This window comes from Paenibacillus sp. P4_E11, assembly GCF_056401635.1.
This window is the reverse complement of sequence record NZ_JBFUIX010000021.1, coordinates 34,937-51,136: the sequence shown is the minus strand read 5'-3', so window position 1 is coordinate 51,136 and position 16,200 is coordinate 34,937. Positions and strand designations below refer to the sequence as shown.

Below are 16,200 nucleotides of genomic sequence, written 5' to 3'. Positions count from 1 at the left end.
AGAACGGTTTATTGTATTTACTGTCAGCCATTGAAAAAAATCTCCAAACGATTTAAAATATTAGTTATCTCACACCTCATAATTAGAGAAACAAGGGAGAAGGAAAGGGAAATAACCGAATGAATGATGCCAGGAAGTACGTTGACGAAGTGTTCGAAACGGTGAAGTTGCGCAATCCCCATGAGAGCGAATTTCATCAAGCGGTCCAAGAAATATTGGAGTCGTTGGTACCTGTTTTTGAAAAACACCCGAAGTACATGGAAGCCGGCATTCTTGAGCGAATCGTAGAGCCAGAGCGAGTCGTCTCATTCCGAGTACCCTGGGTAGACGATCGTGGACGAACAAGAGTGAATCGCGGTTTCCGGGTTCAGTTCAACAGCGCGATCGGACCCTACAAGGGCGGTCTAAGATTCCACTCGTCCGTTAACGCCAGCATCATTAAGTTCCTGGGCTTCGAGCAGACGTTCAAGAACTCGCTGACCGGACAAGCTATCGGCGGCGGTAAGGGAGGGTCCGACTTCGATCCGAAGGGCAAATCCGACGGAGAAGTTATGCGGTTCACACAAAGCTTCATGACCGAATTGGGCAAGTATATCGGTGCAGATATGGACGTACCGGCTGGTGACATTGGCGTAGGAGCCAGAGAAATCGGCTATATGTTCGGGCAATACAAACGCATTCACGGATTCGAAGCGGGCGTGCTTACAGGTAAAGGGTTGCTGTATGGTGGTAGTCTCACAAGGACGGAAGCTACAGGCTACGGAGCCGTTTATTTCGTAGAAGAAATGTTGAAGGGTAACGGATTGTTCCTTGAGGGCAGCACAGTGGTAGTGTCTGGTTCCGGAAATGTGTCCATCTATGCGATCGAGAAAGCGTCCCAGTTGGGTGCTAAAGTCGTGGCTTGCAGTGATTCGGATGGCTATATAGTTGACGAGGCCGGCATTAACCTGGATACCTTGAAGCGATTGAAGGAAGTAGAACGTGCCCGGTTGAGCGAATACGTCAAGTTTCACCCAGGTGCGAAGTATGTTGCAGGTTGCCAGGCGATCTGGACAGTTCCATGTGATATCGCACTGCCATGTGCGACTCAGAACGAGATCGACGAGCATGCAGCTAAGACACTCGTTGCTAACGGGGTGAAGGCGGTAGCCGAAGGCGCGAATATGCCATCTACTCTGGAAGCGATTGAAGTGTTTCATAGCAACAACGTGTTGTTCGGACCAGCCAAAGCGGCCAATGCGGGTGGTGTAGCCGTATCTGCACTGGAAATGTCACAGAACAGCATGAGACAGTCATGGTCGTTCGAGGAAGTTGACGCGAAGCTGCATGGGATTATGAGAAATATTTACCAGAACAGCGTTCAAGCGGCTGCCGAGTACGGACATGAAGGCAACTTGGTCGTTGGAGCGAATATCGCCGGTTTCTTGAAAGTGGCGGACGCGATGTTGGTTCAAGGTATCGTCTAGAGATCAATAACAAACCGACCGTGCGCGGACTGGGTTTCCAGTCAGTAGCACGGTCGGTTATTTATATTGCTAGTTGTCGCTTACACCGTTATCTCCTATATTATAGAGGGAGAAGATAACATTACAACGGGGTGAGAACATGCCATACTTTGAAGATGTACGATTGGAGCGGGAGTTTTACATCAAACGTAAGTTCGGCAATTTGACCGACCATGAGGTCCACATCCATGATGCGTTGGAAATTAGCATTGTCTTGAACGAAGAGGCCACTTTCCGCACTTTGAAACAAGATTATTATGGTAAGGCCGGCGAAGTGTTTCTGTACAGGCCGTTCGAACCTCATTATAACTTGACCCGTGATTCAGCCAGACCGGTTGAATGGATCATGGTGCTCTTCTCGCCTTCTGTAATCCGGCTTATTCCAGAAGGATACAAGCTGCTCGCGCCATTCTATGCCGTTGAGCTATTCTCACCGCTTATTCCAGCTGATTCGGTATGTGCACAGACTGTACGGGCTTCTGCTGAAGCATCGGTACAGGAGGAACGCTCTCAAGAACCAGGTTGGCAAGCGAAGCAATGGACACACCTGATAGACATTATCGTGGCGATATTCCGTTACTATCATAAGAGTATGGATAACGCAACGGAAACGAAACAAATACACGAAGGTATCATTCGATCCATCGAGTATTTGCTTGCTCACTTCGCGGAGGAGACCGATATAGAGCAGATGATTCGACTATCCGGATTAGGTAAAACGTGGTTCTACCGATCCTTTCGTCTTGTAACCGGTGTCACGCCGAACGAATTCATTAACAGGCTGCGGCTGCAGACCGCTTCATCGATGCTGCAGCACAGCGGTAAGTCGGTAACGGATATCGCCTTCGAATGTGGCTTTCATTCCCTTAGTTACTTCAACAAGGAATTCAAACGCTTCTGGGGAGTAACCCCGAGAGATCGGCGCCGTCAGCTTAAATAAGAGGACTACACTTTCCTATTCGAGATCAACTCACGATCCAGGAGAAGCTTACCGGTCTCGGCATAACGACAAGTAGATGAGGCGACTTGAAAGGCGAAAGCACGACGTACTTGGTCGGTATAGTTCTGTTTGCTGGCATGCAGCGTCTCCCGGTGGAAGATCACCGCGTCGCCAGGCGCCATCGGTTGGCAAGGCATGCCGTTCTCAGGTTCCGCAGCACGACGATGTTCCCCTGGTGCATTCAAATTCGCTTGGCGGCCGAGTCGATGTGAGCGCGGAGCAAGCCATAATCCAGCATTTTGCTGAGTGATCGTATCCAGAGCGATGAAGCCGTTCAACATGTGTCCCAGAATATGCGTATACATATTGTCCTGGTGCCAGGCCAGACCGTTACCGTGAGGCGGCACTACAGCGTACATCCCCATCCATAGACGGACATCGCTTCCTAATATGGCTTCGTATACTTCGACTAACACGCGGTCGGTCAACATACGCTGAGTCATCGGGAATACCGGTCCATGCTTGGCGAAATCCTGGAACGCATTCGATTGCCATGTACCTGCCTTCTGGCCCGAGGCGAAGCTCTCGTGTTCTTCATTGATTGCTTGTACGGCTTCAGCCGTTATGAGCCCTGGTGCATAGAAATACCCTTCGCGATAAAAATCCTCAATCATTTCCTCGGTTAATTTAAAATTGGATACATTTTGTAGTGTTTGCATAATACGCCTCCAGGATTCGGTTTGGTGTTTGTGAAATCAAGTTGTAAGTTCAATATACAGGAGAACATCGCAGCATTCTTCTTGAAGGAGCAAAGAAAACTTGTAATTTTGTTCACTAAACTACCTGTGACAAATTCAGTTTATAGGAGTATATTTCTTAGTAGTGAGCAATATTTAGCGCAAGGAGGATCGCAGATGGGTTTTCTTGGTACATATGCCAGAAGGCATGGAAAGTTTTTCTTCATCGCTGTACTATTCGTCACATTCGAAACGATCTGCGATCTAATGCAGCCGACTATTATGGCGAAGATAATCGATGTAGGAGTCGAAGGCCGAGATATGGGCTACGTCTGGAAGATGGGCGGTCTCATGCTGCTCATAACGGCACTTGGGGCAATTGCTGCGTCTACGCGCAATATTGTAGCGAGTCATGTGTCACAGAAGTTCGGGACCGAACTACGCAGTGATCTATTTCGCAAAATCCAGACGTTGTCCTTCGACAACATCGATCGATTTGAAAGGGCTTCCCTCGTTACGAGACTGACGAATGACGTTACACAAGTACAGAATTTCATGAACGGACTTATGCGGATTTTTGTAAAAGCGCCATTGTTATGTATTGGAAGTCTCATTATGGCTGCTCGTCTCAACCCGAAGCTGGCATTGGTACTCGCAGTGGTCGTTCCATTAGTTGCCCTATTGGTCGCGCTGAACATGAAGATCGGCTTTCCACGGTTCATGAAGGTACAGAAATCGCTCGATCGTGTGAACAGCGTCATGCGTGAATACTTGTCAGGCGTTCGAGTCGTGAAAGCGTTTAACCGATTCGACTATGAAGTGAATAAGTTCAAGCAAGCGAATACAGAGTATAAGGATCGATCCGTTACGGTTATGCGGGCAATGTCGGTGTTCAACCCCGCTATTATGCTCACCGTCAATTTCGGAATTATCGTAGTCATTTGGTTCGGAGGCTTGGGTGTAGACAATGGTTCGATTCAAGTCGGTCATATTATCGCCTTCATCAACTATATGACGATGATCTTGTTCTCGCTGATGACGATATCGATGGTGTTCAATATGTTCGTCCGGGCAAGAGCGTCGGCTTCGAGAATCGGAGAAGTGTTCACGCAAGTCAATACGATGACATGGGACGAGAACTCGGATGCTGCAGATGTACGGCGAGAATCCGTTGTCAAGGGCAGGATCGACTTCGACAATGTTAGCTTCTCGTATGAAGGAGCTTCTGGTGAGCCTGTAATCAAGAACATCTCGTTGACAGTCATGCCTGGAGAAACTGTAGGGATTATCGGGTCTACAGGCTCTGGCAAGAGCAGCCTTGTCCATCTGATTCCTCGGTTTTACGATGCCGATTTCGGCACGGTGAAGGTCGACGGTGTAGATGTGAAGCAAGTTGACCCAGCGCTGTTAAGAGAAACGATCTCGATCGTTCCACAGAAGTCGATACTATTCACAGGCTCCATTATGGACAATATTCGCTGGGGGAAAGAGGGCGCTTCTGTTGAGGAGGTGCAGCGAGCTGCCGAGATGGCGGAAGCGCATACCTTCATCTCCAACTTGCCTGAAGGCTATGATAGTGTGCTCGGGCAACGGGGCGTGAATCTCTCAGGCGGACAGAAACAGCGCGTCTCCATTGCAAGAGCGTTGGTCAGACAGCCGAATATTCTCATACTGGATGATTGCACAAGCGCGGTTGACGTGGCAACGGAAGCGAAGATTAAGGAGTACCTGAAGCTTTATGCCGCGGATCTGACGTGCCTGATTATTGCACAACGGATTACATCAGTTATGGATGCCGACAAGATCATCGTTCTGGATTTCGGAGAAGTCGTAGGGATCGGCAAGCACGCTACACTCCTGAGTGAGTGTGAGGTGTATCGGGAAATATTCAAATCTCAAGCCGGCAAGGAGGCCTAACCGAATGTCCAAGCCTAATGAACAAGCTAGAGTGCGGTCGGATCAGCCAGACTTGCCGATGTTGAATGCCGGCCCAGGCAGACCAGGAGGACCGGGACCGGGTGGCCCTGGTGGTCCAGGCGGAGCCATGATGCGTGGGCGAGCCGTGGTGAAGCCCAAAAACTTCAAGGGGACGCTCAAGAAGCTGTGGAAGTATTTGGGCCAGGAAAGAAAATGGTTGTCGATTCTATTCGTCCTGCTGCTTGTAGGAGCGGGGATTGGGTTAATCGGTCCTTATCTGATCGGGAAAGCGATCGATGCCATGACGGCATCTGCTGGTGGATCGGTGAACTTCTCCCTGCTGGAAACGGTTCTGATCGCACTTACCGTAGCTTATCTGGCTGACGGGGTGCTCACGTTCCTGCAAGGCTGGCTCATGGCTGGYATGTCGCAGCGAGTCGTTATGAACTTGCGCCGCACCTTGTTCGAGAAGCTGCAGAAGCTGCCGTTGTCGTATTTCGACTCCCGGCCTCACGGAGAAGTGATGAGCCGGCTGTCCAATGACATCGATAATGTGAGCAATACAATCTCGCAATCCACGACGCAGCTCATGTCGGGCTCCATTGCGATAGTAGGTTCCCTTGTGATGATGATCGTGCTCAGTCCCTTGCTGACATTGGCGAGTCTGATCACAGTACCGCTAGTGTATGTGCTCGCCCGTACCATTACGAAGCGTACGAGCGTGTTGTTCAAGAATCAGCAAATCCAGCTCGGTAAGCTGAACGGTCATATTGAGGAGACGATCTCCGGTATTGCCGTCGTGAAGGCATTCAATCGCGAACAGAAATCGATCGAAGAATTCGATGAGGTGAATAACCGGCTGTACGAAATCGGCTTGAAAGCCCAGATCTGGTCGGGCTTCCTGATGCCGCTGCTAGGGGTTATCAACAACATCGGCTTCGCCTCAATCGCCATTGTGGGCGGTATTATGGCCGTGAAGGGCCATATCACCGTTGGTGTCATAGCCAGCTTCCTGAGCTACTCCCGGCAATTCGTCCGGCCTCTTAACGATATGGCCAATACCTTCAACATCTTGCAGTCGGGTGTGGCCGGTGCTGAGCGTGCGTTCGAAGTGTTGGAGGAGAAGGAAGAGCCGGAGGATTCACCGACGGCGGTCGTCCTTCACAATACGAAGGGCCGCGTCGTGTTCGAGGACGTCAGCTTCGGGTATCGGCCAGACGTTCCGATCTTGAAGAACATCAGCTTCGTGTCTCCGGAAGGCAGCAGCCTGGCGCTAGTCGGGCCGACAGGCGCAGGGAAGACGACCATCGTCAATCTGGTTACTCGATTCTACGATATTACAAGTGGTCGAATTACGATTGATGGGACTGACATTAAAGAATATACCCGCGATAGTCTGCGTAGAAGCTTCGGGGTTGTGCTGCAGGACACGTACTTGTTCTCTGGGACGATCGAAGAGAATATCAAGTACGGGAAACCGGACGCCACCTTCGAGGATATGCAGGCTGCAGCAGCGCTCGCCAATGCGGACGGCTTCATTCAACGGCTCCCGAACCGCTATCAGACCTTGTTGACGGAGAATGGCGGGAACCTCAGCCAAGGACAGCGTCAACTGTTGGCAATCGCGAGAGTCATCTTGGCCGATCCGTCCATTCTGATTCTGGACGAAGCTACGAGCAGCATCGATACCCGGACAGAGCTACACATCCAGGATGCGCTTCTTACGCTGATGAAGGGTCGAACGAGCTTCGTCATCGCCCATCGGCTTAACACGATCCGGGACGCCGATACGATCATGGTGATCGATCATGGCGAGATCGTAGAGCAGGGCAGTCATGATGAGTTGGTGGAGCAGCAAGGGGTATACAACCGGATGGTCTACAATCAATTCAAGAATTTAGCTTAGTTGGTGTTAGTTCCCATTCATCTAATAAATCCATTGCCTTTAATCGGAGAGGCCATGTTTGCTCCATAATATCTAACAAGTTGCGGCTTCTCGGGCTGTTAGGGAACCGAGCGGCAGACCAAGCTTCTCGAGGTAACCGATACAAGGAAGAAATCATTTTACGTTCGGTCCGGTCTAAAGGACGAAGTTCTTCGTACCCGTTTAACAACGAATGAATAAGGTCGGGATTAAAGCGAGTCGTGTTCATGAGGGCTGTTGCTACGTCAACATAGATCGATCCGAACTTAATGCGATCCCAATCAATAATGAAAAGCTGTCCGTCATCGGCGATAATGACATTCTGTGAAGTAATATCGCAGTGTATTAATGCGGGACAAATCATTTCCTTCGCAAAAAGGTCTACAATCTCCGGGCTCATTAATTCGGTCCAGGACCGATCAGAAAACTGGTTACAGGATTCTCCGAACCTATTATACCATCTGCGGGTCCATTTATTCGTTTGGTTTGCTTTTGCCATCCGTCTGCGAAAGAGACGATCGTGGTTCTGCCATAATCGAATATGATTATAAAAGGGACCATTAATAGGGAAGGAGAGACTGGCTGTTGTATGCAAGGAGGCAAGAGCTCGTCCAAGCTTTTCGAAATCCTCTTGATTATCCATGCTTCTCCCATTTATCCATGTGGATACATAGAAGGGTCTTCCTTGATTTAAAGTCCATAATTTTCCTGAATTGCTCGCAAGCCATTTAGGCATGGAATTGAAGCCATTATTCATCAAATGCTGTATATAGTCTGCAGTTGTTTTTATTTGATCAATTGTACCTGAGTGGAGTAAATTACTCCGGAAGAAGGGCTTCATCGCATAGGTTCCGCTTTCCGTCCGTACTCGGACGATGGCGTTCTTTCGATAAAGAGACGCGATCGAGTCTGAACGCAACGGAATTAGGTCGAAGCGGCGGACAATTTTGCGTATTCGGCTTTTGGTATAGGCATTTACCATGGGCAACATCACCTCTTTCAAGAGAAAATGTGGAGAATAGTGCTATCTGCTAGGTTATTCATAGAGGAGGGAGCGTGTATGGCCTAGCGCCTAAGAAACCATTAATATCTTGCCGGCATCGTCTATTGGAAAGGGAGTTGGTACACGGTCGGGCATTTCGGTTACTGTGGGGAGATGCGGAACTTTCGCGTGAACCGTATTCGCCGGCTGCGGGAGACCGAGGGACGCTTCGAGCGTTCGGTGGGGTTCTCCGCCAAGGATCAATTGCTCGGCAATCAGCTTCCCGATCCCGCCGGACCCGTGGAGTTCGAGACCGTGCAGATTAAGGGGCAAGAGCAGGTGCTAAACGAGTTGTGCCGACATTGGTTGTTCGACCATGCACTCGCAGAGCGTCGGCCCGAAGAGGCTGTGTTCCGGTTGGGACGTTCGACGCTGCAGACTTTATGAGGCTGAAGAAAATCCAGACGATCTGTGGATCACAGAGCTGTGGGAGAACAAGGGGGCGCATGCTACGTCTTTGAAGAACAAGAAAGTGGTCGAACTCATCGGGCGATGCCGGCATTTGATTTTGCGGGGGTAGCGCTATAAAGGTTCGGCCGCTCGGAGGAATCGGGTTTTAATATAACTAAATCGAGCCTCTCACGAATGGCGATCTAACCGCCGTTAGCGAGAGGCTCGTATTTATTACCCTAGAATCACCCTACAACTGCTCGTAAATCCGTCTCGGCCGACTTGATCCGCTCGAGATTGTTCTTGTTGTTATGCAGCAATGCCTGAAGCGTGGCCGACAGCTGCTCCATTGTAGCCGACGCCTCCTCGCTGATCGAGGCCAAGTTATTCGTGGAGTCGGTCACCGTGGACGACGAGTGCGTAATGCGGTCCATCAACCCGCTGTACCCGGCGGACAGCTCGTTCAACATGGCGACAGACTGATTGATCGATTCGAAGGCGTGAATCGTCTGACCCGTGATCTCCTGGCTCTGCAACATACGTTCTGCCACTTGATTCATGCGTTCCTGCGTTTGGTTGGACTGCTCGGTGAATTGTTGCAGTTGCTCAGAGATGCTGACTGCTGCCTGCGCTGACATTTCGGCCAACTTGCGGATCTCGTGAGCAACTACGGCGAAGCCCTTGCCATGTTCACCAGCGCGTGCGGCCTCGATACTAGCATTCAGAGAAAGTAGGTTAGTCTGGTTGGCGATATCCTGAATCGTTACACTGAATTGACTTGTTTCATGCAACTGTTCGATTAGCTCGGCGGTTTCCTTCGTCACGGAGTCGATGTCAAGCTTGAATGCAGAGATCGTCTCAGCCAGCTTATTCATGCTGCCTGTACCATCCGTGGATAGAGCGGCTGCATCGTTCGTCTGATGCAACAGGGTGTGGATGGAGCCGGACATCTCGGCAATCATGCCATTCATCTCCAGGATGGAGTTATTGATCGATAACGTAGAATCTACTTGATTGGAAGCGCCCCCAGCGATCTCAAGAAACGCCTGGTTCATATCGCCGAACGAATGGTTGTCGTCTTCAGCCGTCTTTGAGATCGTCGATAAGTGGTCAGAGACGACAGCTACTTGCTCGAGGGTTAGCCGCTTCTGTTCTTCAATTTGATTTAGCAGCAGTTCGGTCTGTTTTCTCGCCTCTGTCGTAGTCTTATTCATGTAATCAGACACCCTTAATACGCAGAACATTAGCACGGAGAGCAAGATATAAAAAATGATGTATGTGGAGCCGGTTGCTTCACCGTTCGTTATGTAAAGGGTGTAACCCAATCCCCATGCGGCGCTTATGATCCAAGGCCAAAGTCTCATATACACAAGTGCCATAATGAGTAAGTAGTAAGCGGAAAAAGCGTTCGTCACCAGATCGTCTTTCTGCAGCATTTGTAATGTAGAACTGATAGCGCTTGCAACTATGGCGATATAACATAGGGATGAAATGAGCCAGCGCTTGAAATGCAATACAGCATAAACGACTGTAATGACGGTTTGCATGATGAGGGTGGTCCATGTGCTGGAATCAATCGAATTGCCCAAAGTGAGTATAGCGGAATAGACGAGTAACGTGGTGGCAAGTAAGGCGAAAAACACGACGTAATTTCGGCGGAACATGTCTTGTTCTTCTAATGATAATTGTCTTTGTCCTGATCGTTTGTTCACTTGAGACTTTACTAGTGTGTCTGTAGCCATAATCCCCACCCTTTGTCGAATGATGTCGATATTATGTGTTCGATCAATGATTCGACGAAAATATGGAAAATCCTCTTTTCAGAATACAGTGAAATGAGTCTTATGTCTCAACGGGACGGGCTAGGTCATGGAAGGAAAGGGGACACCGTTTCGGCTGACCGTCTGTATGCCGCTGGTGTCATGCCAAGCATCCGCTTGAACATCCGATGGAAATGCGGCAGACTGTCGAATCCGCATCGCTCGGCGATGGAGCTGATATTATCATCCGTTTCCAGAAGCAATTCCTTCGCTCTAACGATCCGTTTCGTCGTAATATACTCGGAGAGGTTCATGCCAACACGCTGCTTGAATACCCGACTGAAGTGGGCGGGCGTGACCGACACAAGCTGGGAGAGCGCGGTAAGTCCGACATCATCACTCAGATGCTTGTCAATATGGCGCAGCGTTTCCTTCATCCAGAGTGGGCCGAATGCAGGGGAGTCTGTGTATTGTCCGATCCCTGGGTCCAGCTCTCGTGTGAAGAGCAGCAGCAACTGCTGCAGGTGGAGCAGAATGGCGTGGCGGTAGCCGACTGGCTTCGCTTGCAGCTCTGCATGCATCTGATCGATAATCGTGACGAACGAGTCCTGCTGCTGCGGGAGGTGCTCGATTTTGTAGCTCTTGCGTTCCTTACATTGCTCGAAGCCTTGGAGATACGTGAAAGCATCGCCCAACGAAGCCTGCTGCACGAGAATCGGGCTGAAGAACACAGCTGTCGAGGTGACTGGATCATCCTTATCGGGGAATGCCCGGTGAATTGTATTGCCCGGAATGGCGAAAAGATCGCCTTGCCCCATCTCATAAAACGTCTGATCGATGAAAAAGGTGCCTTTGCCGCGATAAACATACACAAGCTCGTACCAGTCATGCACATGATCGGGAAGTTCGCTCTGTGAGCTTTTGGTATCTTTATAGACGAGAGAGAAGGGAAAGACGCTGGAATCGAACCGTTTGCGTACAGGATTCATGATCAAGGCTCCTATATCAAAAAAGAGTACAAATATGCAAGATTACGTTATTTTTTATTTTAACATTGTTGATAAAATATAGATAGAACATCACATTGGAGGATGAAACGGTCATGAGAATAGATGCGCACCAACATTATTGGAAAGTCGATCGCGGTGATTATGGATGGATCACGCCGGAACTGCCGGTATTAAACCGGGACTATTTGCCTGAACATCTGCTGCTCCATTTGACGAAGCATCGTATGGATGGGTCGATTGTAGTGCAGGCGGCCCAGACTTTAGAAGAAACCGATTACTTACTCTCGCTAGCCGATAGTTCGGAGTCGATTGTCGGAGTGGTCGGGTGGTTGGATCTGAACAATCCGTCTTATCGTGAGCATTATGAGCGATTCGCGCAGCATCCCAAGTTTGTAGGCTTCCGCTTTATGATCCAGGAAATGCAGGATGCCGAAGCGATCCTGGCGCCGTCATACATTAGCGCGTTGCGTTACTTCGCGGAGCAGGATGTTCCAGTAGATTTGCTAGTCAAAAGTAATCAACTGGACCCACTCGTCCGTCTGCTTGACCAGGTAGCAGGGTTACGCGGGGTCATCGATCATCTGGCTAAGCCGCGAATCGCGGACGGGGAACTGGAACCGTGGAAATCTCAGATGGCAGAGATCGCACGGCACCCGAACATCTATTGCAAGCTGTCCGGCATGGTGACAGAGGCAGATCATCAAGCTTGGCAGCCTAGCGATTTCACCGCTTACGTCGAGGCAGTTGTAGAGCTGTTCGGTGAGGATCGAGTCATGTTCGGCAGCGACTGGCCGGTCTGCTTGCTGGCGGGAAGCTATGATCAAGTGGCGGAATTGCTGGAACAGGCGTTGCCTGATCTTGCTTCCGAGCCTTTGCAGTCGAAGCTGTTCGGACACAATGCCAAGGAGTTCTATAAGCTATGAAGATGTTGAATAAACAACTACTAGATCAGGCGGACCTCGATCGATATGAGTCTGTGCAGAGCAGTCCAATCACGATTCTGCAAATCGGCGAAGGCAACTTCTTGCGCGGGTTCATGGACTGGATGATCCATGTGTGCCGCAGCCAAGGTTTGTATGAGGGAAGCATTGCGGTTACACAACCGCGTCCATCTGGGAAACATAAGATCGAGGCACTAGCTAGACAAGATGGACTGTATACGCTAGTTACTCGAGGCATTGAGCAAGGGGAACGAGTCGAGCGGAGAGAGATTGTTACCGTCGTAGCGAAAGCATTCGATCCTTACTCTGATTGGAATGCTTTTCTCACGCTTGCAGCAAGCCCGGATTTGCAAATTGTGGTGTCCAACACGACCGAAGCAGGACTTACGTATCGGCCGGAGGTTTGGGTAGAACACAAGCCGATTGAATCTTATCCGGGTAAAGTTACTGCCCTCTTGTACCGCAGGTTCTTGGCATTCGATGGAGCAACGGACCGAGGATTGATATTCCTGCCCTGCGAACTGCTCGAACGCAATGGGGACGAGTTACAAGCTTGCGTACTGCGCTATATAGGTGATTGGCGCTTGCCGGATGCGTTCAAGACATGGGTATTGGAGCATAACCGGTTTCTGAATTCACTGGTGGACCGAATTGTGACCGGTCATCCGGGGGAGGAACAGGCAGAAGCGTGGTTCACCGAGTGGGGCTATACGGATGCGATGTTGAACACGGCCGAGCCGTATCACTTCTGGGCGATTGAGGGAGAGGAAGAGCTTGAACGGCTGCTCCCGCTGCGAAAGGCTGGATTGAATGTCATCTGGACGGATGACTTGAAGCCGTATCAGTTGCGCAAGGTACGCATTCTGAATGGAGCTCATACGCTGATGACGCCGCTTGGTCTTCTGTATGGACTGGAACAAGTGCGCGAAGTGATGGAACATCAAGAGTTCGGTCCGTTCGTAAGAGAAGCCGTGGCTGAGGATATTATTCCTTCCGTGCCGCTGCCGGAGCGCGAGTTGCGGCAATTCGCGGAGTCGGTGTTCGAACGATTCCACAATCCATTCATCAAGCATCGCTTGGCAGATATTGCGATGAACAGCATTAGCAAATTCAAGGTCAGGCTGCTTCCGGTGTTGCTTCATGCGGCGGAACGCGGGCAACCAATGCCGGATCGCCTTGTCCGAGCGTTCGCCGGACTGCTGCGCTATTATCAGGTACAGCGTGACGAAGATGGCGGGTATTGGGGGGAGACGCTGGACCGTACCCGTTATACAGTGCGCGACGATGCTGCTGTTCTTGAGATGCTTACCCGTATATGGACGGATGCAAGGGAGCAGAATGAGCCTCTTGAACAGACCGTGTCGGAGCTACTGAAGCGGTCAGAACTATGGGGACGGGACTTGACTGAATTACCGGGCTTGCAAGCTGCCGTATGCAGCAACTGGACACAATGGAGAGGGGACAACACAAGATGAACAGCTGGGTTCGTTTGAACACGAGAGATCACGTTATTATTGCTCTACAGCCCTTCGCGAAGGGCGATCATTTATCGGTAGACGGAATCGAATTGAAGGTACTCAACGATGTACCGAAGGGTCATAAAATATTGACGAAAGCTGTTGCTCAAGGAGAAGACGTCCTGAAGTTCGGCTATTCCATTGGGAAGGCAAAAGAAGCGCTCGTACCGGGAACTTGGGTGCATACTCACAACTTGGGAACAGGATTGGGTGCGATTCTGGATTATACGTATGAGCCGGTTGCAGCTCCAGAAGCTACCGCAGCCGCCCTGCCAACGGACGTACCTGGTGGGTTGTCTCAGCGAACGTTTCAAGGTTACGTGAGAAACAACAGCGATGTCGGAATTCGCAACGAAATATGGATCATTAACACGGTAGGCTGCATCAATAAAACGTGCGACATCTTGGCGCAACGGGCGAATGCCATGTACCAGGGACAAGTCGACGGGGTATTCCATTTCTCCCACCCGTTCGGTTGTTCGCAATTGGGTGACGATCTGAAATACACACAGCGGCTGTTAGCCTCTCTCGTGAATCATCCGAATGCCGCGGGTGTGCTCGTCGTCGGGCTTGGCTGCGAGAACAACCAGATCGATTCGTTCAAGCAAGCTATCGGTGAATATGAAGAAGATCGAGTGAAATTCATGCGTTCGCAAGAGGTTGAAGATGAGCTGGAGACCGGAATGGAGCTAATCGACGAGCTCGTGAACTATGCACGTGGATTCCAGCGTGAGCCCGTCCCGGTATCGAAGTTGAAATTGGGTTTGAAGTGCGGCGGCTCGGACGGCTTGTCCGGCATCACCGCCAATCCGTTGGTCGGCACCGTGTCAGACCGCTTGATTGCGGCTGGTGGAACGGCTATTCTGACTGAAGTTCCAGAAATGTTCGGCGCAGAGACGATTTTGATGAATCGCGCGGCGAATGAGAACGTCTTCGGCGATATTGTCCATTTGATCAACGACTTCAAGCAGTATTTCATTCGCCATAACCAGGAAATATACGAGAATCCATCGCCTGGCAACAAGGACGGCGGAATTAGCACATTGGAAGAGAAGTCGCTCGGCTGTACGCAGAAGGGCGGTCACGCTATCGTGACGGACGTTGTAGGCTACGGGCATCGAGTCAGCCATAAGGGATTGAACTTGCTCGAAGCACCAGGCAACGATCTTGTCTCGGTAACGGCTCTGTCTGCAGCGGGCGCGCATATCGTGCTGTTCACGACCGGTCGCGGGACGCCATTTGGCGGGCCGGTGCCTACGGTCAAGCTGTCCACGAACAGTGAGCTGGCCACCCGCAAGAGCAACTGGATCGACTACAACGCGGGCCAACTGCTGGAAGACAAGAGCATGGACACGTTGACCGATGAGCTGTGGGAGCAGATTGTGAAGCTGGCGTCGGGTGAAGCGCAGACTAAGAACGAACGCAATGGATTTCGTGAGATCGCGATATTCAAGGATGGCGTGATCCTTTAACGGAAAGTGTGGTGTAGGTCCATGTTAGGAATCGTATGCGAGCAAGTGGGAGATCTGCGGCTTGCCGAGTTGCCTGAACCATCTGAGCCGTCGGCTGGTGAAGCGGTTGTAAGCATTCGGCGAATCGGGATTTGCGGTACGGATCTACACGCCTACAAAGGCAACCAGCCGTTCTTCACCTATCCTCGTGTGTTGGGACACGAACTAGCTGGTGTTGTACAGTCGGTCGACGACGCGGTTGATGGCCTACGTGCGGGCGATCAGGTGTGCATCGTCCCTTACTTGCACTGCGGGACATGTATCGCCTGCCGGCGCGGCCTGACGAACTGCTGTGTAAGCATGCAGGTGCTCGGCGTCCATGTCGACGGCGGCATGCGGGAACGGATCACCGTGCCGGTGAGCCATCTGATCAAGACGGAAGGACTGACGCTCGACCAGTCCGCCGTCCTGGAACCACTCAGCATCGGCGCTCATGCGGTGCGCCGGTCGGGGCTGCGCGCGGGCGACGTCGCGCTCGTCATCGGAGCCGGGCCGATCGGGCTCGGCGTGATGGCGTTCGCGAAGCATCGCGGCGCGACGGTGATCGCGATGGACATCAAGGACGAGCGGCTTGACTTCTGCCGCCGCTGGGCGAAGGCGGACTATGCGGTTAATGCTGCGCAGCCGGATGCGAAAGAGCAGCTGGCAGCCTTAACGGGCGGGGACCTCCCGACCGTCGTGTTCGATGCGACCGGGAATGCCCGGTCGATGACCGAATCGTTCAGCCTCGTCGCACACGGCGGAACGCTTGTCTTCGTCGGACTAGTGAAGGCCGACATCGGCTTCCACGACCCCGAGTTCCACAAGCGCGAGCTGACCTTGATGGGCAGCCGTAATGCGACACGGGAAGACTTTGATCTGGTGATGGAAGCGGTGCGCAGCGGGAGCATAGACGTAGAGAGCTACATCACGCATCGCGCCCCATTCGAGCAGATAATCGAGCACTTCGATAGCTGGCTGAAGCCGGAGTCGAAGGTGATCAAGGCGATGGTAACATTATAAGGGG

13 protein-coding genes are annotated in these 16,200 nt (G+C 51.2%); 9 read left to right on the top strand and 4 right to left on the bottom strand.

From position 1 onward, the window contains the following. The first annotated feature begins 119 nt into the window (after positions 1–119). Both gdhA and AC1DWB_RS10920 read left to right on the top strand, forming a co-directional pair. Positions 120–1,466, top strand: coding sequence for an NADP-specific glutamate dehydrogenase (gdhA, locus tag AC1DWB_RS10925; protein ID WP_477541084.1), 1,347 nt, complete (start codon positions 120–122; stop codon positions 1,464–1,466). Between the two features lie 139 nt (positions 1,467–1,605). Beyond that, positions 1,606–2,445, top strand: a complete 840-nt coding sequence (locus tag AC1DWB_RS10920) for a helix-turn-helix domain-containing protein (RefSeq protein ID WP_477541083.1) — start codon at positions 1,606–1,608, stop codon at positions 2,443–2,445. A 5-nt stretch (positions 2,446–2,450) separates the two neighbouring features. Here AC1DWB_RS10920 and AC1DWB_RS10915 read toward each other — a convergent pair whose 3' ends face one another. Further along, positions 2,451–3,164 carry a phytanoyl-CoA dioxygenase family protein gene (locus AC1DWB_RS10915; RefSeq protein ID WP_477541082.1) on the bottom strand — a complete coding sequence of 238 codons (714 nt, stop codon included), beginning with the start codon at positions 3,162–3,164 and terminating at the stop codon, positions 2,451–2,453. A gap of 195 nt (positions 3,165–3,359) precedes the next feature. Here AC1DWB_RS10915 and AC1DWB_RS10910 point away from each other — a divergent pair, with 195 nt between their 5' ends. Further along, positions 3,360–5,099, top strand: a complete 1,740-nt coding sequence (locus AC1DWB_RS10910; RefSeq protein WP_477541081.1) for an ABC transporter ATP-binding protein — start codon at positions 3,360–3,362, stop codon at positions 5,097–5,099. Positions 5,100–5,157: 58 nt separating this feature from the next. Beyond that, a complete protein-coding gene (locus AC1DWB_RS10905; RefSeq protein ID WP_477541112.1) occupies positions 5,158–7,005 on the top strand; it encodes an ABC transporter ATP-binding protein in 1,848 nt (615 codons plus the stop codon). On the opposite strand, the gene AC1DWB_RS10900 is transcribed toward AC1DWB_RS10905, so the two are convergent. After that, positions 6,989–8,005, bottom strand: coding sequence for a phosphotransferase (locus AC1DWB_RS10900; RefSeq protein WP_477541080.1), 1,017 nt, complete (start codon positions 8,003–8,005; stop codon positions 6,989–6,991). The genes AC1DWB_RS10905 and AC1DWB_RS10900 overlap by 17 nt on opposite strands. Positions 8,006–8,122: 117 nt before the next feature. Here AC1DWB_RS10900 and AC1DWB_RS10895 point away from each other — a divergent pair, with 117 nt between their 5' ends. Continuing rightward, a complete protein-coding gene (locus tag AC1DWB_RS10895; protein WP_477541111.1) occupies positions 8,123–8,452 on the top strand; it encodes a WYL domain-containing protein in 330 nt (109 codons plus the stop codon). A 248-nt stretch (positions 8,453–8,700) separates the two neighbouring features. On the opposite strand, the gene AC1DWB_RS10890 is transcribed toward AC1DWB_RS10895, so the two are convergent. After that, a complete protein-coding gene (locus AC1DWB_RS10890; RefSeq protein WP_477541079.1) occupies positions 8,701–10,197 on the bottom strand; it encodes a methyl-accepting chemotaxis protein in 1,497 nt (498 codons plus the stop codon). A 125-nt stretch (positions 10,198–10,322) separates the two neighbouring features. Beyond that, complete coding sequence (locus AC1DWB_RS10885; protein ID WP_477541078.1) at positions 10,323–11,204, bottom strand: helix-turn-helix domain-containing protein; 882 nt, start codon at positions 11,202–11,204, stop codon at positions 10,323–10,325. 113 nt (positions 11,205–11,317) lie between these two features. On the opposite strand from AC1DWB_RS10885, the gene AC1DWB_RS10880 reads away from it, so the two are divergent. Genes AC1DWB_RS10880 through AC1DWB_RS10865 form a run of 4 tightly spaced genes read left to right on the top strand, consistent with a single transcriptional unit; the run spans position 11,318 to position 16,196 of the window. Continuing rightward, on the top strand, positions 11,318–12,148 hold the full coding sequence (locus AC1DWB_RS10880; RefSeq protein WP_477541077.1) for an amidohydrolase family protein: 831 nt from the start codon (positions 11,318–11,320) through the stop codon (positions 12,146–12,148). Beyond that, entirely contained in the window at positions 12,145–13,641 is a 1,497-nt protein-coding gene (locus tag AC1DWB_RS10875) for a tagaturonate reductase (RefSeq protein WP_477541076.1), read from the top strand. The genes AC1DWB_RS10880 and AC1DWB_RS10875 overlap by 4 nt, the downstream gene beginning before the upstream one ends. Beyond that, positions 13,638–15,155 (top strand): UxaA family hydrolase, encoded by a 1,518-nt coding sequence (locus AC1DWB_RS10870; RefSeq protein ID WP_477541075.1) that lies wholly within the window; start codon positions 13,638–13,640, stop codon positions 15,153–15,155. The genes AC1DWB_RS10875 and AC1DWB_RS10870 overlap by 4 nt, the downstream gene beginning before the upstream one ends. Before the next feature lie 21 nt (positions 15,156–15,176). After that, positions 15,177–16,196, top strand: coding sequence for a zinc-binding alcohol dehydrogenase family protein (locus AC1DWB_RS10865; protein WP_477541074.1), 1,020 nt, complete (start codon positions 15,177–15,179; stop codon positions 16,194–16,196). Positions 16,197–16,200 lie beyond the last annotated feature (4 nt).